20 protein-coding genes and 1 tRNA gene are annotated in these 22160 nt (G+C 50.6%); 1 reads left to right on the top strand and 20 read right to left on the bottom strand.

The annotated features are described in order from the left end of the window. Nucleotide 1: 1 nt before the first annotated feature. From QM016_RS07040 to QM016_RS06955, 18 genes are all read right to left on the bottom strand, one after another. Complete coding sequence (locus QM016_RS07040) at nt 2-811, bottom strand: amino acid ABC transporter ATP-binding protein (protein ID WP_282711392.1); 810 nt, start codon at nt 809-811, stop codon at nt 2-4. After that, on the bottom strand, nt 811-1482 hold the full coding sequence (locus QM016_RS07035) for an amino acid ABC transporter permease (protein ID WP_016477210.1): 672 nt from the start codon (nt 1480-1482) through the stop codon (nt 811-813). The genes QM016_RS07040 and QM016_RS07035 overlap by 1 nt, the downstream gene beginning before the upstream one ends. Next, nucleotides 1469-2122 (bottom strand): amino acid ABC transporter permease, encoded by a 654-nt coding sequence (locus QM016_RS07030; protein ID WP_282711389.1) that lies wholly within the window; start codon nt 2120-2122, stop codon nt 1469-1471. Before QM016_RS07030 ends, QM016_RS07035 begins: the two co-directional genes overlap by 14 nt. Before the next feature lie 256 nt (nt 2123-2378). Beyond that, nucleotides 2379-2897 carry a DNA-deoxyinosine glycosylase gene (locus QM016_RS07025; protein ID WP_035433655.1) on the bottom strand — a complete coding sequence of 173 codons (519 nt, stop codon included), beginning with the start codon at nt 2895-2897 and terminating at the stop codon, nt 2379-2381. A gap of 51 nt (nt 2898-2948) precedes the next feature. Then, the gene (locus QM016_RS07020; RefSeq protein WP_016477213.1) at nt 2949-3752 is read right to left on the bottom strand and encodes a metallophosphoesterase family protein; all 804 of its coding nucleotides are present in this window, start codon (nt 3750-3752) and stop codon (nt 2949-2951) included. A gap of 7 nt (nt 3753-3759) precedes the next feature. After that, nucleotides 3760-4731 (bottom strand): zinc dependent phospholipase C family protein, encoded by a 972-nt coding sequence (locus tag QM016_RS07015; protein ID WP_016477214.1) that lies wholly within the window; start codon nt 4729-4731, stop codon nt 3760-3762. Nucleotides 4732-4932: 201 nt separating this feature from the next. Further along, nucleotides 4933-7551, bottom strand: coding sequence for a heavy metal translocating P-type ATPase (locus tag QM016_RS07010; protein WP_282711385.1), 2619 nt, complete (start codon nt 7549-7551; stop codon nt 4933-4935). Between the two features lie 14 nt (nt 7552-7565). Next, nucleotides 7566-7955 carry a metal-sensing transcriptional repressor gene (locus QM016_RS07005; RefSeq protein ID WP_016477216.1) on the bottom strand — a complete coding sequence of 130 codons (390 nt, stop codon included), beginning with the start codon at nt 7953-7955 and terminating at the stop codon, nt 7566-7568. 232 nt (nt 7956-8187) lie between these two features. Next, complete coding sequence (locus QM016_RS07000) at nt 8188-9888, bottom strand: vWA domain-containing protein (RefSeq protein ID WP_282711383.1); 1701 nt, start codon at nt 9886-9888, stop codon at nt 8188-8190. A gap of 223 nt (nt 9889-10111) precedes the next feature. Then, nucleotides 10112-10187, bottom strand: a tRNA-Thr gene (locus QM016_RS06995). A gap of 94 nt (nt 10188-10281) precedes the next feature. Beyond that, nucleotides 10282-11472 carry a 2-thiouracil desulfurase family protein gene (locus tag QM016_RS06990; protein ID WP_282711381.1) on the bottom strand — a complete coding sequence of 397 codons (1191 nt, stop codon included), beginning with the start codon at nt 11470-11472 and terminating at the stop codon, nt 10282-10284. An 84-nt stretch (nt 11473-11556) separates the two neighbouring features. Further along, nucleotides 11557-12399 carry a hypothetical protein gene (locus QM016_RS06985; protein WP_016477220.1) on the bottom strand — a complete coding sequence of 281 codons (843 nt, stop codon included), beginning with the start codon at nt 12397-12399 and terminating at the stop codon, nt 11557-11559. A gap of 247 nt (nt 12400-12646) precedes the next feature. Beyond that, complete coding sequence (locus QM016_RS06980; protein ID WP_282711379.1) at nt 12647-13441, bottom strand: hypothetical protein; 795 nt, start codon at nt 13439-13441, stop codon at nt 12647-12649. A 29-nt stretch (nt 13442-13470) separates the two neighbouring features. Then, entirely contained in the window at nt 13471-14235 is a 765-nt protein-coding gene (locus QM016_RS06975) for an NYN domain-containing protein (RefSeq protein WP_016477222.1), read from the bottom strand. Between the two features lie 15 nt (nt 14236-14250). Further along, nucleotides 14251-15330 carry an NAD(P)-dependent oxidoreductase gene (locus QM016_RS06970; protein ID WP_035433658.1) on the bottom strand — a complete coding sequence of 360 codons (1080 nt, stop codon included), beginning with the start codon at nt 15328-15330 and terminating at the stop codon, nt 14251-14253. Between the two features lie 85 nt (nt 15331-15415). After that, nucleotides 15416-16444, bottom strand: coding sequence for a DegV family protein (locus QM016_RS06965; RefSeq protein ID WP_016477224.1), 1029 nt, complete (start codon nt 16442-16444; stop codon nt 15416-15418). Then, the gene (gene raiA / locus QM016_RS06960; protein WP_016477225.1) at nt 16437-17024 is read right to left on the bottom strand and encodes a ribosome-associated translation inhibitor RaiA; all 588 of its coding nucleotides are present in this window, start codon (nt 17022-17024) and stop codon (nt 16437-16439) included. Before raiA ends, QM016_RS06965 begins: the two co-directional genes overlap by 8 nt. Nucleotides 17025-17560: 536 nt before the next feature. Beyond that, nucleotides 17561-18310, bottom strand: coding sequence for a phosphoribosyltransferase family protein (locus QM016_RS06955; protein ID WP_282711374.1), 750 nt, complete (start codon nt 18308-18310; stop codon nt 17561-17563). 168 nt (nt 18311-18478) lie between these two features. On the opposite strand from QM016_RS06955, the gene QM016_RS06950 reads away from it, so the two are divergent. Next, nucleotides 18479-18940, top strand: a complete 462-nt coding sequence (locus tag QM016_RS06950; protein ID WP_282711373.1) for a hypothetical protein — start codon at nt 18479-18481, stop codon at nt 18938-18940. 47 nt (nt 18941-18987) lie between these two features. Here QM016_RS06950 and QM016_RS06945 read toward each other — a convergent pair whose 3' ends face one another. Further along, nucleotides 18988-21336 (bottom strand): PQQ-binding-like beta-propeller repeat protein, encoded by a 2349-nt coding sequence (locus QM016_RS06945; protein ID WP_282711371.1) that lies wholly within the window; start codon nt 21334-21336, stop codon nt 18988-18990. A gap of 1 nt (nt 21337) precedes the next feature. Next, a complete protein-coding gene (gene lgt / locus QM016_RS06940; RefSeq protein ID WP_282711368.1) occupies nt 21338-22150 on the bottom strand; it encodes a prolipoprotein diacylglyceryl transferase in 813 nt (270 codons plus the stop codon). Nucleotides 22151-22160: the final 10 nt, after the last annotated feature.

Here is a 22160-nt window from a genome sequence, read left to right as displayed (position 1 = left end):
CTTATTCCGAGATGGGGTTATGGGAAACTTTTTCAAACTCAAACGTCCGCAGAAATTCCTTTGCTCGAGCGGTTGAGGGTGACGAGAAGAACTTCTCGGCATCATCTGATGCCTCAACGATGGTGCCTTGATCAATCAGTAGGATGCGGTCTGCGACGGCGCGGGCGAAACGCATCTCATGCGTGACGATGACCATCGTGAGGCCCAGCCGCGCCAACTCCATTACTACACCAAGGACTTCATGCACCATCTCAGGATCAAGAGCCGCGGTTATTTCGTCAAACAGCATGACCTCAGGATTGGTCATGAGCGCTCGAACAATAGCGACGCGTTGTTTTTGTCCGCCTGAAAGCGATGAAGGATATGAATCGCGCAAATCCCACAGACCCACACGGCGCAGCCATTCTTCAGCCTGCGCAAACACCTCTTCTTTCGCGCGTTTTTGCGCGACAAGTGGCGCTAAAGTGACGTTTTTCATCACGCTCATATGAGGGAAGAGGTCATAGCTTTGAAATACCATGCCGATACCCGCCGCCGCGTGATCGCGCTTCTCGCCAGAAATTTGCTGCCCGTTAAAAAATACCACGCCTCCCTGGATATCTTCCAAGCCAACAATACAGCGCAAAAGCGTTGACTTCCCGCAGCCAGAAGGTCCGAGCACCACGACAACCTGACCGCGGTCGACAGAAAACGAGACGTCGTCAAGAACGGGCTTTTTACCTCCATAGGACTTCACAAGGTGGCTGACCTCAAGCACGGGCGCTTTGGCATCAGCGCGTTCGGAAACGGCGGTAGATTCATCAGTACGCATCAGCGCATCCTCCTCTCAAGCCTGCGTGCAATAAGCGATAAGGGGGAGCAGGCTGCAAAGTATAGAAAGAAAACGGTGCCATACACCCACAAGGCACCTGTCGTGGGAAATTGAAAACGGTAGAAATCAGTGATTTGTGAACCGACACGAATAAGTTCTACAACACCGATTAAATTGCAGAGCGCTGTTGTTTTGATCATGCGCGTCATCAGATTGATTGCAGGCGGAAGCAGTCGCGTGACTGCCTGAGGCAAGACAATGCGCGTCAACGTTTGTTTTTTAGAAAGACCCAGTGCGAACGCGCTGTCATACTGGGAACACGGAATCGATTCGAGAGCTGCGCGGACAAGATCTCCCAGCTCAGCGGCTCCCCAGAATGTAAAGACCACAATAGATGCCTCAAACCCATCGAGATTGACATCAAACCAAGCAGCCGTGCCAAAGAACACCACATAGAGCAAGACCAACTGAGGCATCACACGAACGATTTCCAGATATAATCTCAGAACAGCACGGGCAACTCGCTTGCGCGAAGTCATCATAACTCCCACGAGAATACCAAGAGGAATTGAAAGCGCCGCCGAGAGAAGACCTATCTCAACGGTGACCCAAAGCCCTCCCATAAGACGGGCTATGACATTGTCTTGAAGAAGAATGTTATCGACGAGCATAGTCAAACCTCTTCTCAAGCCAACTGCCAAAAAGAGACAGGGGAACTAAGATAACGGCATATGACACCACCAGCATAAAAAGGGCTTCCGTTGTGTTGTACATCATGCCGATAAGATCCTTAGTTACAAACATCAAATCAGCCAAGGCGATGCCGGAGACGACCGAAGACTCCTTGATAAGAAAGATGACGTTAGCGACAAGACCGGAAAGAGACACTGAAAACGCCTGTGGAAGAATCACATACCGCAATGACTGCAAGCGCGACAAACCGAGCACTTGCGATGACTCATATTGAATGTTTTCGATAGAAGCTATGCCGGCCCTCAGAGATTCAGACATATAGGAGCCTCCGAGAAACGTGAGACCCACCACTGCCGCTGCTTCAGCGTCCATTGTAAGACCGAGCTTGGTCAAGCCGAAATATATAAGGAAAATCTGTACCAGCAAGGGTGTATTTCGAGAAAGCTCCGTATACGCTGTAATAAGCCACCTTGCTATTGAACTGTTTGTCTGCATAGCCATGGTGCACATAAGTCCCACTATAAGCGAAAATACAACGCCTAAAAACGATATGACAATGGTTGTCTGCGCTGCCGCGGCATACAGGGGAAGATACTTCCCGATGAAGCCCCAATCCATGCGATTATAATCCTCTCCAAAACGCACGCCGTAATCTGCGTACCTATCGCTGTCTGTAAAAGATGGAATGGCGTAACGCCCGAACCCTCACCAACTAGAGAGACAAAAAAACGACTAGCCCCTCGTCCTATAGGACTCGGGCACCGGACAGATCGCGGTACATGCGCAAGGCATGGGATATGTCATCGTTTCGAATCGCATGGTAGTAATCCTACTTGCAACTAGGAATTTGTCAACCGCCCGTAAGAAACAATAATCATTTGGAAACATTTGCTCCATCAGCAGCTTCTTTGACCTCTGAAAAAGCCTCGATAAGATCGTCGAGCGTCATACAAGCATGAGCGGGGCTCGTAGAGGGCAGCGGCACAGAGGCTATCTTACTATCAGGCAGGATAAAGCGACGATAAAGCCGCGTAGCAGCGCCTCCGAGCGTAAATATGCGCACTATGTCAGCCTGTGCAAGCAGCATGTCGATAGCATTGGGGACGGGATTTTCGATACTTGCATCAGACGCCCCGACAATGTCACATGATGCAAGAACATCGCAGAGAGCAATATGGTGCCTGTGGCAAAAATCTCTTTTCTCATCGATTGTGTCCGGAAGATTTTCTCCCCAAAGACCCGCCATAACACGCCAGAAACGGTTTTGTGGATTGCCGAAGTAAAAACCGATCGCCCGCGATTTAGGACTTGGCATTGATCCTAAAAGCAGCACGCGGGATTCTCTGTCAATAACGGGAGGCAGAACATTTTCAACGTGCTCCCGCTTGTGCATCCGTGTACCTTGCAAGGTTCCACGTTTGTCTCGCGACAATTTAGTCACGCGCTATTCTCCCTCTCGAAGAGGCTCCACGAACTCCATGGCATCATCGAGACGAATCACGGTGGCCTGTCCGTATCCCGCTCCTCCTACGGTTCCTGTGTCAATTCCCCATTTGTCATGTACGTTGCCCGTGGCGGGCGTAGCCCCAGCTCGAATATACTGCGCAAGACCCTCTTTGTTCTGAGCGCTTCTGTTAAAATCCGAGCCGCCAACTGACGCCAAGTAAGGCGTAGGAGTATGCCCACATATAACTATAGGCCCCCTGCCTTCCGCATCGATAAGCCCTGTCGGCCGAGACCAGAAATCTTCCCGAATCCACAACAAGTCATCTTCTTGCTGGTTTTCTACGAAAGCTCGAAGCGTCTCAAGAGTCCAGACGGGAGGCACCGGCGAAACACCCGCGCGAATCCCCGCGTGAACAAGAATGTAAGGGCGATTCTGCACTATACCCTCATGGTGCAACGGTAGATTGAAAAGCCATTGCGAAAGCTCGTGCAGTTTCTCATCGGACCAACCTTCCAGCTGATCAAGCGTTGCACCGCCGCCGTTGTAAAGCCACGTAATCAGCGCTTCCTTGTCATCGGCGTTGGCCAGAGCGCGGGCCATCATCTGCTCATGGTTGCCCTGCAGCATAACCACATGGGGCAATGACTTGACAACCTCCACAACGCCCATCGGGTCAGGTCCGCGATCCACCATATCGCCAAGGCATATGAATTGATCATCCTCGGAAGGGGAAATTCGGTCAATCACCCGTTTCAGCGGCGCGCTGTGACCATGAATATCTGTAAAAACGTAAGTCGCCACAAAAGTCCTAACGGTTGAGCAGCCTCGGGCCGTCCTCCAAAGACGGCTTGCCGTCAAAATTGAGGCCATGCGTCAGGTTCTGAGCCGCCTCCAGGTTAAAGTCATGCGAGAAGAACGTATCAAGCGCATAGGGAACATTTGCCAGCGCAGCGTCATAGAGACTCCAGAAACTCTCATAGCGTTTCTCGCCTGTTGCAGGATCAATCCACATAGTACCCAAACGGTTATCGAAATCAGAATCAGCCGAGGCGCGTGGCCGGTGGGAAATAGCCTCCAGCAAAGAATACCGCTGCGTACCGAACGTACGCTCCATATGACTTAGCACCTTTATCTTTTTGCCGCTTGGCGAATATGCCAGATGCTGCATCATGCGATTATCCACTACTGCTGACGAGAAGATCCTCGTATCAGTAGGCTGATCATACGTCCAGAGCAAAACATAGAAGTATACGCGATCAAGCACATAGAGCGTCCGAAGTGAAGCGCGCAGCGTTTCTGAATACGGGCGATACGTCTTGACGGTCTTGCCCGTCCGAGCGTAGAGGATTGCCTCATCAAGGTCGCGCTCTATCTCCGCATGCACCACAGGAGCCGCTTTTTCGTCCAGCCCCTCAACACCCATCGACGTCAGATTGTCCTGCAGAAAGAAAATGAATGGATGCGTTGTGGTATCTAACAGATAATGACAGAGAAAACCCGCGATATACGCTCGCGCGACCGCCACGTCTTTCAGTGGCAAGGGCGCAATGGCATCCCGCATAGACAACAACAATTCAGACGTGCGCGCCTTGTGCATCAGCGAACCCATGGTAGCCCATCGATGCAGCAATGGATCGACCTGCAAGAAGAAGAGAGGGTCGGGGCCCTGATTGCCTAAAAGGAAGGCTTCCTGCTCTTCCATTGTGGCAAAGCCAAGCCTACCAGCCGCGATTTCAAAGGCGTCTTTGCCAAAGAAATCGTGAGTTAAAATTGCCGGCATACTCTCCTCCTTCTACATCTCACGTGCGCTCACAAAACGCATGCGCCTTGTTCGCTGCGCATATCGCTATGCGGCGCTTCAAAATATAGTTGCCATTGTATACCCGCTTTCAGCCTCAACTATTTGAGCGCTTGTGTCTCTTTTGTGTTTCTTGCTTATCCAAGCGCCCGCACTCCCAAGGTAAGCGCTCCGAGAACACCCCTACGCTAGATGAGCCTCATAACCAGCGTCCTCCACTGCCTTGACGAGCTTCTCGCCAGAAACATCGCTGTCAAGCTCAATAACGGCGGACTTTTCTTCAAGTGAAACTTCCGCCTTGACAACGCCCTCAATGGCCTCAAGAGCCTTGGTGACGTGCATGACGCAATGCTTGCAGCTCATTCCTTCAACATTCAGTTTCTTTTCCATGACGTTTTTCCTTTCCTTCACTGCAGATGCAGCTGTTACAGATGACAAAGTCGAACTTGCAACAAACCCCGATTGGACTTGAGTTTTCACGGGCTCTACTCGGCTGACATCAATTTCTTTTGGCTTCCATGTGCGCAGGCGCAGCGCATTGGTTACCACAAAAACTGACGAGAAACCCATGGCTGCAGCGCCTATCATCGGGTTGAGCGTTATCCCCAAGGGCGCCAGAAGGCCCATGGCCACAGGAATACAAACCGTATTGTAGAAAAGCGCCCAGAAGAGGTTTTGCTTGATATTTCTCATGGTAGCTCTTGAGAGTTCTATTGCTCGAACAACGTCAGCGGGATCAGAGTGCATGAGTACGATGTCTGCCGAACTGATAGCAACATCGGTGCCTGCTCCAATCGCAACGCCAATGTTTGCGCGGGCAAGAGCTGGAGCATCATTGATGCCATCGCCAACCATAATGACATGTTCACCGGACTCTTGAAGGCGACGGATCTGAAGTTCTTTTTCGCTTGGCAAGACGTCAGAAATTACCTGATTAACTTTAAGTTTCTGTCCGATGACGGCAGCTGTAGTTGCTTGATCACCCGTAAGCATGACAGATTTGATGCCCAAAGCTCGAAGCCGTGTGATTGTTTCTTCGCTTGTCGGCTTAACTTCATCCGCAACAGCAATGAGCCCGATGAGCTTGCCGTCTTTTGCAAAAAAGAGCGGCGTTTTCGCATCAGCGGCAAGGGTATCCGCATGTTGGATAAGTTCGCCCAGAATGACGCTTTCCTGCTCCATAAGACGAGCGTTTCCCGCAACAATCTTAGAACCTACATTCGTTGCCGTAAGACCGCCGCCAGCCACCTGTTCAAAATCCTGGAGCTTGAGGTTCTTCTCGGCAGTAGTGCAGGCTTCGGCATATTCTTCCTCAGCATACTCAACGATAGCTTGCGCCAGAGGATGCTCACTTTTGCGTTCAATCGCAGCCGCCAGCTCAATAAGATCTTGCTTGCGTACGCCTTTTGCCGCAATGACATCGGTTACGCCGGGTCTGCCCTCGGTAAGCGTTCCTGTCTTATCGAAAACAACAGTCGTTGCATTGACCGTACCTTCAAGAGCCTCAGCGGACTTGACGAGAATGCCATGAGAAGCCCCGAGGCCAGTGCCAACCATAATCGCGGTAGGCGTCGCAAGTCCAAGCGCGCAGGGGCAAGAAATAACCAGCACGGATACCGCGTGAGAAAGTGCAACAGCAACATCGCCCGGCGCAAAGACAACCAGCCAGCCGATAAACGTCACAAGTGCCAAAGCAATGACCACCGGAACAAACACACCTGCAATAGCATCGGCAAGACGCTCAACAGGCGCTTTAGAGCTTGTCGCCTCATCGACAAGATGGATAATGTTAGCAAGGGTCGTATCGTCGCCAACAGCCAGCGCTTGCATTTTGAACCACCCGCTGGTAGAAGTCGTAGCGCCGGTTACATGTGAATCCACCGTCTTTTCTACAGGAAGCGGCTCGCCCGTAATGGCTGATTCGTCTACCAAAGCTTGTCCCTCGCACACGACGCCATCTACGGGAATGGATTCTCCTGCGCGAACTACCAGGATATCGCCTGTGTGAACAGAATCGATTGGAACAACTTCTTCCTTGCCGTGACGCTCCACCGTAGCAGTCTGAGGCGCTAAGTTCATAAGAGCTTCAATAGCGCCTGTCGTGCGACCCTTCGCGCGAGCTTCAAAGAATTTACCAAGCGTAATGAGGGTGAGAATCAAGCCGGCCGATTCAAAGTACATGCCGTGCATAGCGGCGTGAGCAGCTTGCATATCCCCTGTCGCAAATGCGTCTGCCATCTGATAGAGACTTACCACACTATAGGCAAAACTTGCGGAGGAGCCTAAGGCGATAAGGGCGTCCATGTTGGGAGCTCCGTGAATAAGCGAGCGAAAACCGCCGATAAAATAGGAGCGATTGATACACAGTATCGGAACACAAAGCAGAAGCTCAGTCAGAGCTAAGTTCAACATGTTTCGCATGCCCACAAGCTGCGGCGGAACAGGCAAGCCAAGCATACCTCCCATAGCGATGTAAAAGAGAGGAACCGCCACTACCAATGAGCCTATGAGCTGCCTCTTTTTTGATTCTACTTCCTTTTGAGAGGCATCAGCGACAGCGGTTTCTTTTGAGACCGCAGCTGCCGATTCTAAGCAAAGATGCGCTTCATAGCCTGCTTTGGAAACCGCTGTACTCACCTCTTGGAGGGTCTTCTCGCCACCGTCATAGTCGATTTCCATTGAGTTTTTAAGCAGATTGACACGAGCCGCAGACACACCGGACACAGAAGACGCAGCCTTTTCTACGTGAGCCGCACAGCTCGCGCACGTCATACCAGATATATCGAAAGCTTTCTGATTCATTTCCCAGTGCCACCTTACATGAACTTCTTGAAGAGATCCATAACTTCATCGATAACTTCGGTATCGCCTTGCCGCACCCGATCAACTACGCAAGACGTAAGATGATCGCGCATAATCTCTCTGGAAACCGCCTTTACCGCAGATTCCACCGCCGCAAGTTGGATAAGGACGTCTCCGCAGTAGCGATCCTCCTCAACCATGTTTTTAATACCGTTGAGCTGACCAATCACACGGTTGATGCGTCGTGATACGCCAGATTTAAGCTCTTGAGAGCGCGGTTTATCCTTACGCGAGCAGCAGGAATTGTTTGAAGCAATCTGATTGCTCGCAGCTGAGCCTTCAGATAGCGTATGTTGTGGTTTGCCATGTACAACAGCTCGAATAAGCCTCTCTGATGATGACATGCGCTTCCCTTTCCGTACAGCAACCCTTTGCAGGCACTCTTTTTGCAACATCTCGCATATACATGCCTCTAGGTGGCTCTTGATCGTAGTCTTTCTGTATCAACCTGCATCCTAGGTTTTTCTACCAATCATAATACCCCCTAGGGGCATTTTCAAACAGGTAAAAAAGTGACGGCCACCTCGCTGTGAAGTGGCCGTCAATGACGTTTCCTCTATGCTGCGGCGCGTAAGCCTAGTACTTCTTCAACACCTTCACGCCCACAGCCGTACCAATGGCCGCCGTGCCGACAAGCGCCGTCGTAATGAACGGCAGAAAGCTCACCGGATCACCCATCTGAGGCAATGCTCCACGGGACCTGGTCTTGGTCGCGGGAGTCTTGGAAGCAGGAGACTTTTCTTCCGGCTTTCCAGGCTTTTCTGGATTGTTTGGCGCCTTAACGGTATACGCCAGCTTTGGAACATCAAAGTTTTCCGCTGCACCCTGAACACCTGCGGAATTGACAGGCAAAAGCGTTGCTTCGGTGTTGGTGGCAAGCTCGTAGTCGCCCGGCGCGGTCGGAGCCTTCGTCAATGTAACGTCATACGTCAGTTTCACAGGCGCAAAGTTGGAAACCGGCTCGTGCGCGGTGAATTCAAAGGTATCCGTATCCGCGTTATAAGCCAAGGTGAAACGAGCATTTGTGGATCCTGTGCTATGGAAGCTCCAGGTATTCTCGCTCTCTTTCGTAGCTTCAAGCTGTTCGTCACCAACGCTAACTTTTGCTGTTCCAGGGATGAAGTCGAAATCGTAGTTGTCGCCCTTGCCCATAGAATCAGTAATCTTAGATCCTGTGCCACAGGCGTACAGGATGTTATTGGTAATCTGCGTGAAGTCAAGCGACGCACCTCCATTGAGCTGGTTCATAAACTTGACCGAGAAGTCAGAGTCACTGCCCGTACGCACGGCATAGCAGGTATAACCGCTACCCTTCAAAGCCTGCCATACGGTATAAGCCTCATAAACCGCGCGGTCAGGAGCCATGGCGTGGTCAGCTTGGGTTCCATGCTCAATGAACGCGAAACTTGGATCGGTGATGGCTCCCGTCACAGGATCTTTCACCTGGCTTGTAGCGTCATTGCCGTAGGTTGTGAAGTCGCGCGCATATGTGTCACCGTCGTGCGCAACCCATCCGATGAGGTGGGAATAGTAGGTGTCCCAATCGCCGTAAGGCATGGCATAGGTGCTTGAAGTAGGCGTACGCGCCTGACGCCATTCATCAATCATGCCGAAGTACACGAAGTTCTTCGGGTCAATTGTACTTGCGGCCTGCTGAGACGTCGGATCGGTGTATGAATACTGATAGTAGATGTCCTTTACTATACCGTCCTCGGCTGTAAACAGACGCGTCAGACCGTCACTTACCAGAATGACATACTTGCGTTTCGCAGGTGTAGCCGTATCCGCGTCCAGCATGTCCTGAGCCTTAGCTAGGCCGTCCTGCATGTTCGTACCGGAGTTCAAACTTCCTGTGTAGCCTCCTGAGATGGCGTTCTTGAACGTGTCAACATTGCCGGCGTTCAGTTCCGACAGGTCCTTTTCTACATGACCGTCGCCTCTAAACGACACGACACCCACCTTCACACGATCGGTACCCGATACTTCAGTAACAAGCCTGTCAAGCGTTGCTTTAGCATCGTTGATGGCATCGTCGCTGCAACTTGAATTGTCCACGACGAACACAACATCAGCTGAAAGCTTGGACTCGGGACTCGAAAGCTGGAGCGTGACGCGAGCGGTCTTGCCCTCGTCAATCCATGTTGCTGTCTTCGATTTTGAAATTGTGTCTGCCCATGCAGATGTTGGAAGCGCGATGAAGCAGGTTGTAACGAGCATAACGGCGCATGTGAGAATCAGAATTCCCTTCTTGCGCAGTGACGGTACGGTTTCCCTCATTGCGATCTCTCTTTCTCTATGGAGATTTTATGAATATACTAATGCACACATTATATGCTCGTATAGCGATAAAAGTGACGAAATTTTAAATCCAGTATAATTTTTTCCTGCAAAGGAGATTGATATAGGCTACAAACTAAGGCTAAAAGAGATTCGGAACGAGCGAAAAACTAGGAAAAGAAAGAAAAAAGCAGCCGCTACAAAGCGACTGCCTAATTTTTTATGGAGCCAGCTACCAGACTTGAACTGGTGACCCCCGCTTTACGAGAGCGGTGCTCTACCAACTGAGCTAAGCTGGCACATGTGCGATGCGAAAACTTCTTGATACACAGCTACGCAAGCATATGCGGCTAACAACTATACGGGGAACATCGTTGCATTTCAAGCCATAATTTAGAGAAGCCGTAAAATACCCCTTACAAGCCGCTCGAAATCATCCGCATAGCGTTTTGCAGCTTCAAGAACGCTCTTGTGGGTGGTACCGCGCGCGCCAGCGGGATTGGCGGCTAGCGTCAGTCCAAGCACGTTCATGCCAAGCGCACGGGCCATAATAACCTCAAGCGCCGTCGAAACGCCCGCATAAGAAACATTCATGGCACGCAACATATTGACCTCAGCAGGAGTTTCAAAATTAGGGCCGAGAAGACCGGCGAAAATTCCTTCTTCTACGGTAATGCCTAAATCATCCGCAACACCGCGTGCAAGTGTACGGAGATAAGGAGAATATGCGTCGTTCATGTCGACAAAAGGAGTTTTAACGTTCTTGAGACCCGCCCATTCGGCAAGAGGGTTGGTACCGGTAAGATTGATTTGATCGGTGATGATGCCAAGACCGGTACCGGCGTTTCCCGGTACAGAACCAGTAGCGCCTGCAAAAATGATGTCCCGGCAGCCCAGGTGATGGGCGTGCTGAACCAGCGCGGTCACTTCGGCAGCAGAATATCCCTGGTAGAGATGGACACGTCCCGGATACACCACCACGGGAACATCATCAATAGTGCCAATGGTCGCCTCGAACTTGTGCCCGTCAACAGGCTGAGCATCAATCGGAAAACCATCGATATCACGATAATCAATACGCCGCACAGGCTTCACAAGACGTGCCAGATGCCCTAAGCCTGTTCCAAGAACAAGCGCAACAGGATGTTCAACAGACGGCTTTACTGACTCAACGGTCTTCTCGGTAACCACGCAAATCCCCTCCTCCTCCAGACGACGGGCAAATACGCCCTCGCCAGAGATTACTTTTCCAGAGTAGGTACCATCATAAATCTCATGCACGCCGCAAGACGGGCTTCTGGCCTTCAAAACGGCAAGCGTCGCGCCAAACTCTTTAACGGTAGCAAGGGCACACTGAGATCCTCGCTCAAAGTCAGCGGTAACATCGAGGCCATTTTTGAGCCACACCCGGTTGCCGCGTTGCTCAGCAGGCGGTCGCGGTACAGGCAAGTCGGCGGATGTCTCAGGACAAACGCACACCGCCTCAGTCTTTGCAGCGAGCTCTTGAACAGCGCGAGTAAGCTTAGAGCTGCCATCATAGCGAACGGGCCATCCTGCTAAACAAGCGCTCAAGGCAATCCTCATTGCAGTCCTTACTTCTTACCTGAAAGAAAAACCTGCAATCATGCAGTTGATTGCAGGTTTTTGCGGTCATACGAAAATACAAACTTACAGAGCCATTGAGTACGCTGTTACTGAAGCCTTATCCAAGACTTTATTGACAATCTCACGCCACTCTGCAGCTGCCTGAGTTGCAACCTGCTTATAGTTGCCACCGGCAACATTGTAGGCTGCCAACGCCGCCTCATAGGAAGCGGAATCGTTTGAAATGGAGTAACCGTTAAGCGCCTGGTAATAAGCGCCGTCAGTTGAGGCCCATGTATTTTTCTCTGCGTCCCACTCATTGCCGGCAAGCGAAATAATGTACTTGGCGTATTCTTCGCTGGTAGTTTCCTTATTGCCGTCAGACGGAGCCTGCGGCGCTGTGGGAAGCTCGGGTACCTTAGTGGTAACAACGGAATTCCGATACTTCTCAATCGTGACAGCCTGACGCAAAAGTTCTTTTGTGGCATCGGCAGAAAAACCGTACTGCTTACCGATAGCCTCATAATCATCGGTCTTCAAATTTGTTTTGGCATATTCACTGACATCGTCATCAGAAGCGGAGAAACCAGCTTTTTCTGCTTCCTTTAAAATGACCTTATTGCGCGCATAGCCCACAACCTTCTCCATAGCAGGAACTGCGTAGGAGCCGTCCTTCTGCTTAGCAGCTTCAACACCGGTTGAGGCCTCAAGGACTTGGCGGACCGTAATATTTTCCGTCTTTCCGTCAATGGTATACGAGCCAATGTTCGTGTCGAGCTCTCCCTCTGAAACCACGGTCTTGCCGATTCCCGTGCTTCCTCCAACAGGAAGGTAGTGGCCGAGTAAAACTCCCACTACAAGAGCAAGAACGCATACCACAGGAAGAACAATCTTCATGTTCCAGTGCTTTGTATCAATTTCTGGCATAACAAACCTTTCATTACTCGTCCGCTTTGCGCGGTCACATGATATGAACCGTAAGCAGTTTACCCTAACAGCTGAGATTTTTACCCGATTACAGCAACTCTCCCGTATTTGCACATACTCATACCTGCTCATATGTACAACAATTTTGCAGTAAGAGTCCAAACAAAGGTCTCTTGCCGCAAGCTTTTCTAGTCCCTACGCGCTGTATGCGAGCCTTAAGGCATATGTGAGCGATAAGAAAAAGCGCTTACTTTACTGCAGCAACAATCTCCGCGGAAAATTTCTTCATATAGCCTGAGGCGTTTTCGGAATCAAACAGAAAACGTTCCTTCAGTGCCTTTTTAGTCTCTTTGGAGATATCACTCTTTGCAAAAGCAAGGATGCCGATAAGCATGTCGTAATACTCCGCGTCACCGTGATAACACTGAATGGCCTCATTTAACAGTGGCCACGCTGCATCAGAGTGCTTTTGAGAAGTAGAACCATACCGCGCAAGGAATAAAAAGGCCGCTAAACGAACCGTTGAGGATGATTCATCAAAAAGAGACGCCTCTGCGCCGTCAAACGCTTTGACTACTTCCTCTCCATATTTCTCGCTCAGATTTGCGAGAGCAGAGAGAATCTCCCATCTTGTCTGCGCCTCAGGACGATACAGCGCGTCAATGAGATCTTCAACCTTACCTTCGAAAGCCTCAGGAGCTGTTGCCGCGATGTCCGCAAGTTCATGAGCGGCCTCTTGACGGTGGCGGCGGCTTGAATCAGACAGGGATTCGATATGCTGCGAGACCGTCTTAATCTGCGCTGCAGACGGCTTTTTTGCCTTAGTCGCCTTGGGCGCCACAGCCTTTTGATCGGCTGGTTTATCGGAAGTAGATTTGACAACCTTTTTTTGCGACGCTTTCGACTTCGTCGCAGCTGTTTTCTTATCAGTTTTTGGTTTTGCCGCGGCCTGTGTCTTGGTTTTGACCTTTGACTTCGCCGCGCTTTCGGTTTCCTGAGAAGATGTCTTGTCCTTCTCGGCGGTCTCTTTTTTAGTAGCCATCGAAGCAATTCCTTTCTCTGCTTTTTTGTCTACTCGTCACGAAAACCGTCAACCATCGTTCCGGTTTTCTCGTCCTTATGAATTTTAATAAATCCGAGTCTCGATGCCTCCTGAAGTAGAGCAGTAAACGAACGATATCCATATGTCGTCTCTGAAAAATCAGGACGCTTGCGTTTCATGGTCTGCTTAAGCTGCGAGGCGTAAATAGCTTGATCGTTCTCACTTTGCAGCGAGTCAATCGTCTGAAACAGCAGCTTATAGCACTTTTGCTTGTCTTTCGGCACCTTGGATCGGTAGCTGGGATAGGGGCCGGGCAGCTTTTCTTTATTAACGATGTCCTCATAGAAAATGAATTCGTCACATACGCCTTCAAGAAGGGACGCCGTACCCATTTTTCGCCCTATGCCAATAACTGTCTTGTCATATTCTTTCAGCTTTGCCACAAGCGGAGAGAAATCGGAATCACCTGAAAAAATGGCGAATGTGTCAATGTGTTCTTTTGCCAGACATGTTTCAAGGGCGTCAACCGCAAGATGAATGTCGGCAGAGTTTTTGCCTTTTTGGGAATTATCCGGAATCTCGATAAGTTCAACACCAAGCTCGTGGAGGATTGGCTTCATGTTCTCATGGCGGCTCCAGTCACAATATGCTCGCTTGATGGTAATGCGGCCTTTGTCGACAAGTCGTTCAAACACAAGCTTGATATCATCCTGTGACCCATTTGAGCCCACAGGGAAATTTTCATAATCAATAAATACCGCGATAGAACTCTGCGGTGTAGGTATCTCGCTCAATGTACCTGCTTTCTATTACTCGTGGTGGTGGTGATGACCGCCGCAGCATTCATGACCATCGTCGTGATGGTGATGACCGCCACAGCATTCGTGGTCGGCATCGTGATGGTGATGACCGCCACAGCATTCGTGGTCGGTGTGGTCATGTTCATGGCTCTGTTCAGGCTCGTCTATCTCAAGAAGCGACCAGTCAATGCCGGCGGCGGCGCCTGTCTGCTCATCGCTGTACAAGAGCGAAAGTGCCTGCGTGCCCATGCGGGAACCGCCAACCTGACAGAGCATGTCAAAGAGAGTAAACGCTGTTTCGGCGCCCGGAAGCGTAATATCCAAATCTTCAGACTGCGCGAGCGCGAGCGCAATATCCTTACGGAAATGTTCCGCCAAAAATCCAGGTTTGAAATCGCCTGCAAGAGACTTCGGAGCAAGCTCCTTAAGCGCACGAGAAGAGCCCATGCCCGATTCAATCATACGAAGTGTCTGCTCGACATCAAGTCCGCCCTGCTCAGCAAGGGCCATCGCATCAGCATAACCCATCATGCACGAAGCAAGAGATACCTGATTGCACAGCTTTGCCGTCTGACCTTTGCCAGCGCCTCCCATGCAGTAGATGTTTGATGAAAAAACTTCAAGCAGCTCGCGGACGGGTTCAATGTCCTTCTCTGTTGCTCCCGCCATAAGTGTCAAAGTGCCCGCCTGAGCGCCCGCTTCTCCGCCGGTCACAGGGCAGTCAAAGGCGTGCTTATCCTCAACTTCAGCGGCATCGTGAATATCGCGAGCCAACTGGGGTGAAGAAGTAGTCAAATCAATCATCCAAGCTCCGCGTTTGGTAGCGCGCAGCAAGCCTTCCGTAGAAAGATACACGTCTTCGACATCGCTTGGATACCCAACCATGGTGCATACAACATCGGCATGAGCCGCCGCTTGAGCAACGCTTTCTGCCCAATGGGCTCCTTGCGCGAGAAGAGCCTCTGCTTTCTCTCGAGTTCTGTTGTGGACAGTCACATCATATCCCGCACGAAGGAGATGACCCGCAATGGGAGCTCCCATGATACCTGTACCAATACATGCGACCTTCATGCTCTTGCCTACTGTCATGAATTACCTTTCTACATACGCGAAGTTTACATACGCTGAATTTATATGCGGAACTCTTATAGCTCTTGTATACGAGCAGTATGTGCTAGCGACTACCCCGAACCTTATTTGCGATTTTATCCGCAAGCGACATCTTCTCCCGACGGTCAGTCCCCCAAAACACGATTGCTACCATGCCTGGGCCCACGTGAGAGCCAATCACAGGACCAACGGTGCTTTGGATAACAGTAACGCCTTCGCAACCCTTTTCTTTCCTAATCTGCGCCTCAACCCATTCGGCGTCCTTTTTTGCGTCAGCTGAAACAATAGCTACAGGAAGTGAAAGATCATGCGAGTAATTATCCCGAAAGTCCTGGATAATGGCTCGAAGCGCCTTTTTGCGCCCGCGACAGATTGTTTTGAGCGTCAAAGCGCCGGCCGCATCGTAAGAGATTTCGGGTTTGACGTCGAGCTTTCCGCCGATATTAGCGGCGGCCGGAGGAATACGTCCGCCGGCAGCAAGCGAATCGAGAGTTTCAAGCGTGAAATAACCGTGCAAGAAGTAGTGGGCATCATGCGCCCACTCTGCCAACTGCTTTGCGATCAGTCCCGCATTTGCCTGATGAACGGCCTCAATGGCAAGCAGCTCCGCCGCAACAGATGGAGCGCCATTATCGACAACATACAGCTCGAAGTCAGGGTATTGTTCCTGAATCATTTCCGCTGCTTGCTGAGCGGCATAAAATGAAGAGGATAACGCTGCGGGAAAGCAAAGATATACCGTTGGGGTACCAACTTTGGCGGCACGCTCAAAAACTTCAAAATAATGGCCAGGAGTCACCGCAGAAGTCTTGTAATGGAGTGCCCTGTTTTTGCGCATGCTCTCATAAAAATCATGCGCGGAAGCGGTCTTCCAGCCATCGTCGAACTTCTCGCCATCAGGCCCTGTATAGGGAAACTCGATGACCTCCACGCCCAGTTGCTCCGCAATGCCCGGCGCGAAATCAGCATTTGAATCTACGATGATGTGAACGTTGCTTGGCTTATGGTACGCAGTGCCGAGCGCGTGATTGTGCCCGACACCGCCCTTTTCTGCATCTGTCTTTTTTTGCGTCTCGTCGACGTGCTTAGTCATTATGTTCCTCAATCCTTGGCTTGATGATTCCGTATCCACCGTTCTTACGATGGTAGATAACATTGGTCAAACCTGTTGTGGAATTAACAAAAACATAAAAATCATGGCCGAGAAGATCTGTCTGTACCAAGGCCTCTTCTTCCGTCATAGGGAGAAGATCGATATATTTTTCACGCACCAGCTGGTCATCAAGGTCTTCTTCAGGTATATCGATAAGTTTCGCAAGCTCTTCTTGCGATAATGCCTGCATGTGAGAATTCTGAGCATGATGGTGCTTGTCGACAATGCGCGTCTTATATTTGCGAAGCTGACGTGATACTTTTTCCGCAGCCTCGTCAATGGCGCTATACATATCATCGTTGCTTGAAACTACGCGAACGACACTATTACGAACGAATACCGTTACTTCAACGGACTTGCGCTCGAGATTTGAAGGATTCTTGTCCACACGAAGAACAACATCGCATGTCATTGGCTGGATGTCAAAAACTTTGAGAGCTCCGCCAATCTTTTCTTCAACGTGAGAACGAAGGGCATCAGAAACCGTTACCTTGCGTCCAGAGAGTTTAATATCGACCATAGAGACCTCCTAACGACTGCGTGCACGACCTTTGTTTTTCAAAGATCGCTGCTGTTTTGATACCCATTAGTACACCAAATGTGTCCACAGAAGCCGAAATAACGGCAAGCGGAGTTCCCTATTCGGCAAGCGCTCTAAAAGCATGTGCTCAAGGCTGCATTCCCAGTCGCTGAAGCATGGCTCTCTATCCCCAGGCGGCAAGCATATAAAATGCCTTTGTAAAATGCCTTTCCAGCTGACCTGGTATTTGACCCCACACTCGCGCACCGGAGCGGTTGCTTGGACACGGTGTGTCCTCACTGAAAGCTCTCTCGCCTGCGAAGCCGTGTGCCTCAGAGATATCAGACGGTGCGACTTACTTCTAGGACGAGCCATGCTCGCTTGGAAAGCCAAGCTTACGTGGATCCTTTTGACCTCGTCTGCCATGGACTAGGAAAACCGTATCATTTTCCGCAACCACAGACCTGGAAAGGCTCTCAAAGTATACCTCGCTGTTCTGAGAAACGCTTGTCCACTCACGAGAATACTCTCTTTGTTCACCAAACTCGGGCAAGCGCACCTACAGTCACCGAGGCCGCTCCTTGCGCATGCAGCACCCGTGTGGCTTCACGCACAGACGCACCTGTCGTAATAACATCATCAAGCAGAAGCAAACGAGCTCCTGACACGTCTGAGATTGTCGAGACAGTCCCCTGCAGATTTATTGTCCTGTCCTGAACACCTAAGCCACGCTGATCTTGGGCTTCCGGCCTCGTGAGCACGTCGGCAAGGGGCAGCTGCGCCTGACGACAAAACGCCTCTGATACAAGCTGCATATGGTCAAAGCCTCTTCTCGCGTACGCTCGTTTTGTAGCGGGAATAAAACATACGCCATCGATTGCATCGGAATCCCATCGGGGCAATCCATCCGGCGCAGGCCACGCTTGCGCTTCCTCTAAGGCCGTAAGAATTGCCGCCGCCATAAGAGGCGCGAGCCGAAGTTCATGAGCGTCTTTCAGATTCGTGATCATACAAGCCGGAGGCCCTTTGAAGCCCATGGCGCAAACAACGCTCCTGCTTTCCCAAGCTTCCTGTGAGGGATGCTTTCCCATACATTCCGAACACACGATAGAACCAAAGGGCGCGCCGCAATGAGGACAAGCCCATCTCTGCTCAATCCATGGGAGCGTCGCACGACATTCTTCACAAAGCAATTCACCGGGCATATTGCAGACAACGCAACGCGTCTGCCACATTAACTCCAGCGCATCCTGGCCAATATCACAAAGCGCAGAAAAAGCAGACACAATACCCCCTTAAAAAAAAGACGGGGGTTATACGTGTTTAGTATAGCAGCCCATGCCGTTCCGTCGCCTAATTGCTACGCTCACCGTCTTATGAGGATTTCTCAGCTCCGCACAGGTCATTTGCCATAAACTTTTATATGACTACATTTGGATTGCTTGGGGGTACCTATGATTTATATCGGCAATTTCAGCTATAACGACGCGAAAGACGATAAGGACAACTACTGCCTTATGCCCTGCATTGTTGAGGCTGCAAACACAGATGAGGCGCTCGAGCTTTTCTCTGAGCATTTGTTTGAAGTAAGCAAGATGTCCGATCTTCTTGACGGAGCTCAGGAAATTTATCTTGACTCTATCGTTGAGCTGCCTGAAGTTCCTTCGTCCCCGCTTATTGCGCAGTGGCAAAAGATTATGCCTGCAGGCGATGGCCTCTGCAGTATCACAAGCGCCCTGCCCACCGTTGAGTTTGACGATGATATCGCCAACGCCTACTCATGGAATGAGACAGAACACAGCCATGATTCTGACGATGACGAATACGATCATGAAGACTACGGAACTCTTGACGACCTTAATGAAGAGCTGCTGGAAGAGCTCGCGCAGGACGAAGAACCCTTTATGCGCTTTTAGCGTACCATAAAGAAAGCGCAAGAGAAATTTCTGCGTCACAATCCCCGCTAGAGATTCAGCGCGTCTTTCTTGTCGGCAATGTACAGATAGGAAAAGATTGCCGCAAGCGCGCTGATTGTTGTCAGCCCCAAAATAGTACGCATGGGTAGTGATGACGTCTGGGTATCGGCGTTAGCGGACGTCTCAGAGGATGAGGCTGCCTTTTGGGGCGCCTCAACGGTGCTTTTCTGACTTTTTTCAGTCTGTTTCGAAAGAGCGTCTATAGTAGTTTTTACAGTACTTTGCGTCTGTATGCCAATTGTACTGTCACTCTGACGAGCATTGACACGCTTTTCCGTTTGATGCTCATCTACCGCATCAGGTACATCTTTGCGGTCAGACGGCTTCGGCGGGTCTGCGGGATCCGGTTTGTTTGTATCATCGGAAGTTCCCTTACGCGCAACAAGGGCAAACAGCACTCCGGAGTCATTGGTATAGTACAGATTTCCCGCCGCGTCACAGATGACCGATGATGAACTGCCCTTCTGATACTGCTTCTCAGGCGTATAAATCTGCACTGCACCTGCAGAATCACCAAGCTTATATCTCCAGACACCACCGGTTCCGTCGGTGCTCGTGAAATATACATATGTACCGCTATCCTGCTTCGAAACGAGAGGGGCGCTCTGCACTCTGCCTTCTCCCGCATAGACGGTATGCTCTACCGTTAGCGTTTCAAGATTGATAACAGACAGACATGCGCGCGCTTCTCCGCTCGATGTATCTGTTCCGCCTACAAAAACCCTGTTGCCACTAATTGTAGGCGTTGAGAAAGATTCCTGAGCAAAGGAAACCTCTCCTGTTTTGTTCAAGACATCCCCGCACTTTGAGAATACATGCAGCACGCCGTCTTTGGTAACGGCAACATAGGTACCATCTCCGATTGAAGCATCAACCGTATGCGGCAGAGGAATGATTCCTGTTCTAACCGGCGCACCAAGCGCAAGTTCCGCTTTGACGAGCCCGGTTGCGCTGTCAAAAAGAGTGACGTTTCCAGACTCATCACCAACCATGAGCCTATTACCGGCAGCCACGGCGCCAGACCAGTAATATCCCGTCGGCTGATGCGGGCCGTACGCTTTACGCACGAGCCACGAAATTCCGCCATCGGTAAGACTCACACACACGAGTATGCCTGAAGTACTCTCACTCAACATCTTTGTAAAGCCCGCAATAACGGAAGAGCCGTCAGAAGAAACGGTCAGCGATGAAAGCGTTTGATACGTAGCGACATATTCCAGCAGCATCTGAGAGCGCCAGACGCAATCAAGCTCTGTCAACGTGAAGGCTGAAAGACGACCGTCCTCAGTTGGAACAATCATCATGCCTTGAGCAACAATGGGACGGGACGTCCTTGAGATACTGCCTCCTAAAACTACCTTTTTGAGAATGTCACCCGTTGTCGCGTCCACCTTATACAGCATGTTTCCACGCGCAAAATACAGCGCGTTACCTACAATAACTTGATCAGATACGGCAAAGGGCATCTCGCCGTTCATCTGCGGCGCAATAGTCCAGCGAACATCAACGGCGCCGGTAGGAGTAAGGGCGTCTACCGCGGCGGAGTTCTTTCCATTGGGATAGCCGCCCCAGTCGGGCTTCACTTCCGGATGAGAAGCCTGTGGCTTAAGGATAAGTTCCTGTTCTTCAGTGGGAACTGCGGCTCCTGCAATACCGTAGCGCCATTCAAGAGTGGCATTGGCATCAAGAGATGTTTTGTCGACAGTTTTTTGAGACACCTCACGCCCGTTGACAAAGAGTCTCCACTCTATTGTTGTCTGAGTCGTTGCATCTTCTTGAGCAGAAAGAGTCAGATTCTCAAAAGGCGATGTGACGCTGACCAGCTTGCCGTCAGTCATGGTATACGTAAGATTGTGGCTTTTGAGGTAGCGTTCGGTTACCTCAGCAACCGAAGTCCCCTTTTGTATCTCAAGAGACTCATCGGAAGCCCAATATTGCGTCGTACCTTCTTTGTTCTGTCCAACAATCTTGATAGTCACTTGAATGGTAGCTGTATTGTTTGACGTCATAGAGCCTTTAGCGGCTGCATCCAGCGATGATGTATCCGTTGTGTCCGCAGTTTTTTCAGATGGAGTCTGCTCAGCGTCTTTCTGAGAAGACGTGGGATTGTCGGGAGTTTCCTTTGGCGAGAGCGCGCTTTTCTCGGCAGAAAAATTATTGCCGGTATCTGAGGACGTTCTTTCATCATGCGTGCTTTTAGTCGCTGATTCAGTTGCTGATTCGTCAACGTACGCAGAAGCATCTGTCTGGCTAGAAGTCGCTGCATATGCAGACAAAGGCATCAGTGACAGAGCTACTACGAAGGACAAAAGGGTTGCTATGACCCTTTTTCTCATATTAACGAATCCTCCCAACCTGAGGCCGATGAGCCTTATGAGCAAACACTAGAATTCCAATACCCAAAATTACCAGCGGCATGCTGAGAAGTTGCCCCATAGTGATAAAACCACCAAAAAGATATCCAAGCTGCTCATCCGGAACGCGAACAAACTCGATAACAAAACGGAAGATGCCGTAAAGCAGCAAGAACACACCAATGAACGTGCCCTGAGGACGAGGCGGATTTTTCCGGGAAAGCGCGTAAAGTACTGCAAACAGTACTAAACCCTCGAGAATAGCCTCATAGATCTGGGAGGGATGACGGTAAACCGCTCCACCCGTTTCAAACATGACTCCCCACGGAAGATCTGTCGGCTTACCCCACAACTCTCCATTGACAAAGTTTGCACAGCGGCCGAAGAAGAGACCCAACGGAGCGCCGATAGCCGCGAGATCAGCAATGGTGGGAATCGAAAAATGCAAGAAATGGCAGGCAAGCGAACCGCCAACAATGGCGCCAACAAGCCCTCCATGAAAGCTCATGCCAGCACGCGCGAAAATATCAAGTGGATGCTCGAGATAGTACCCAGCTCCATAAAAAATGACATAGAACAGGCGTGCTCCGATAATAACCCCGAATGCAATCCCTAAGAGGATATTAAGGGTATCGTCCGCCGTTATAGTAAGATTCCAGCGGCGCGCGGTGCGGTACAGTATGAGACCCGCCAAGGTAAAACCAGCAAGATAGGCAAGGCCGTACCAGCGGACGGAGAGCGCTCCAATCGAAAAAGCAACAGGACTTAAGGATTTGTAGAGTTCGTCAAGATACACGTTCTTCTCG

Source organism: Lancefieldella sp. Marseille-Q7238 (assembly GCF_949152215.1).
In the GTDB taxonomy this organism is placed as follows: Bacteria; Actinomycetota; Coriobacteriia; order Coriobacteriales; family Atopobiaceae; genus Lancefieldella.
This window is presented reverse-complemented; position numbering and strand designations above follow the sequence as displayed.

Excerpts from the sequence above, each read along its gene's own strand:
- QM016_RS06965 (WP_016477224.1), bottom strand. The coding sequence starts at position 16,444 with ATGACTAAGCACGTCGACGAGACGCAAAAAAAGACAGATGCAGAAAAG.
- QM016_RS06990 (WP_282711381.1), bottom strand. The coding sequence starts at position 11,472 with ATGAGGATTGCCTTGAGCGCTTGTTTAGCAGGATGGCCCGTTCGCTAT.
- QM016_RS06945 (WP_282711371.1), bottom strand. The coding sequence starts at position 21,336 with ATGAGAAAAAGGGTCATAGCAACCCTTTTGTCCTTCGTAGTAGCTCTG.
- QM016_RS07000 (WP_282711383.1), bottom strand. The coding sequence starts at position 9,888 with ATGAGGGAAACCGTACCGTCACTGCGCAAGAAGGGAATTCTGATTCTC.
- QM016_RS07035 (WP_016477210.1), bottom strand. The coding sequence starts at position 1,482 with ATGCTCGTCGATAACATTCTTCTTCAAGACAATGTCATAGCCCGTCTT.
- raiA (WP_016477225.1), bottom strand. The coding sequence starts at position 17,024 with ATGGTCGATATTAAACTCTCTGGACGCAAGGTAACGGTTTCTGATGCC.
- QM016_RS07025 (WP_035433655.1), bottom strand. The coding sequence starts at position 2,897 with ATGCACAAGCGGGAGCACGTTGAAAATGTTCTGCCTCCCGTTATTGAC.
- QM016_RS06985 (WP_016477220.1), bottom strand. The coding sequence starts at position 12,399 with ATGCCAGAAATTGATACAAAGCACTGGAACATGAAGATTGTTCTTCCT.
- QM016_RS07005 (WP_016477216.1), bottom strand. The coding sequence starts at position 7,955 with ATGTCATCATCAGAGAGGCTTATTCGAGCTGTTGTACATGGCAAACCA.
- QM016_RS07040 (WP_282711392.1), bottom strand. The coding sequence starts at position 811 with ATGCGTACTGATGAATCTACCGCCGTTTCCGAACGCGCTGATGCCAAA.
- QM016_RS06970 (WP_035433658.1), bottom strand. The coding sequence starts at position 15,330 with ATGACAGTAGGCAAGAGCATGAAGGTCGCATGTATTGGTACAGGTATC.
- QM016_RS07010 (WP_282711385.1), bottom strand. The coding sequence starts at position 7,551 with ATGAATCAGAAAGCTTTCGATATATCTGGTATGACGTGCGCGAGCTGT.
- QM016_RS07015 (WP_016477214.1), bottom strand. The coding sequence starts at position 4,731 with ATGCCGGCAATTTTAACTCACGATTTCTTTGGCAAAGACGCCTTTGAA.
- QM016_RS07030 (WP_282711389.1), bottom strand. The coding sequence starts at position 2,122 with ATGGATTGGGGCTTCATCGGGAAGTATCTTCCCCTGTATGCCGCGGCA.
- QM016_RS06950 (WP_282711373.1), top strand. The coding sequence starts at position 18,479 with ATGATTTATATCGGCAATTTCAGCTATAACGACGCGAAAGACGATAAG.
- QM016_RS06980 (WP_282711379.1), bottom strand. The coding sequence starts at position 13,441 with ATGGCTACTAAAAAAGAGACCGCCGAGAAGGACAAGACATCTTCTCAG.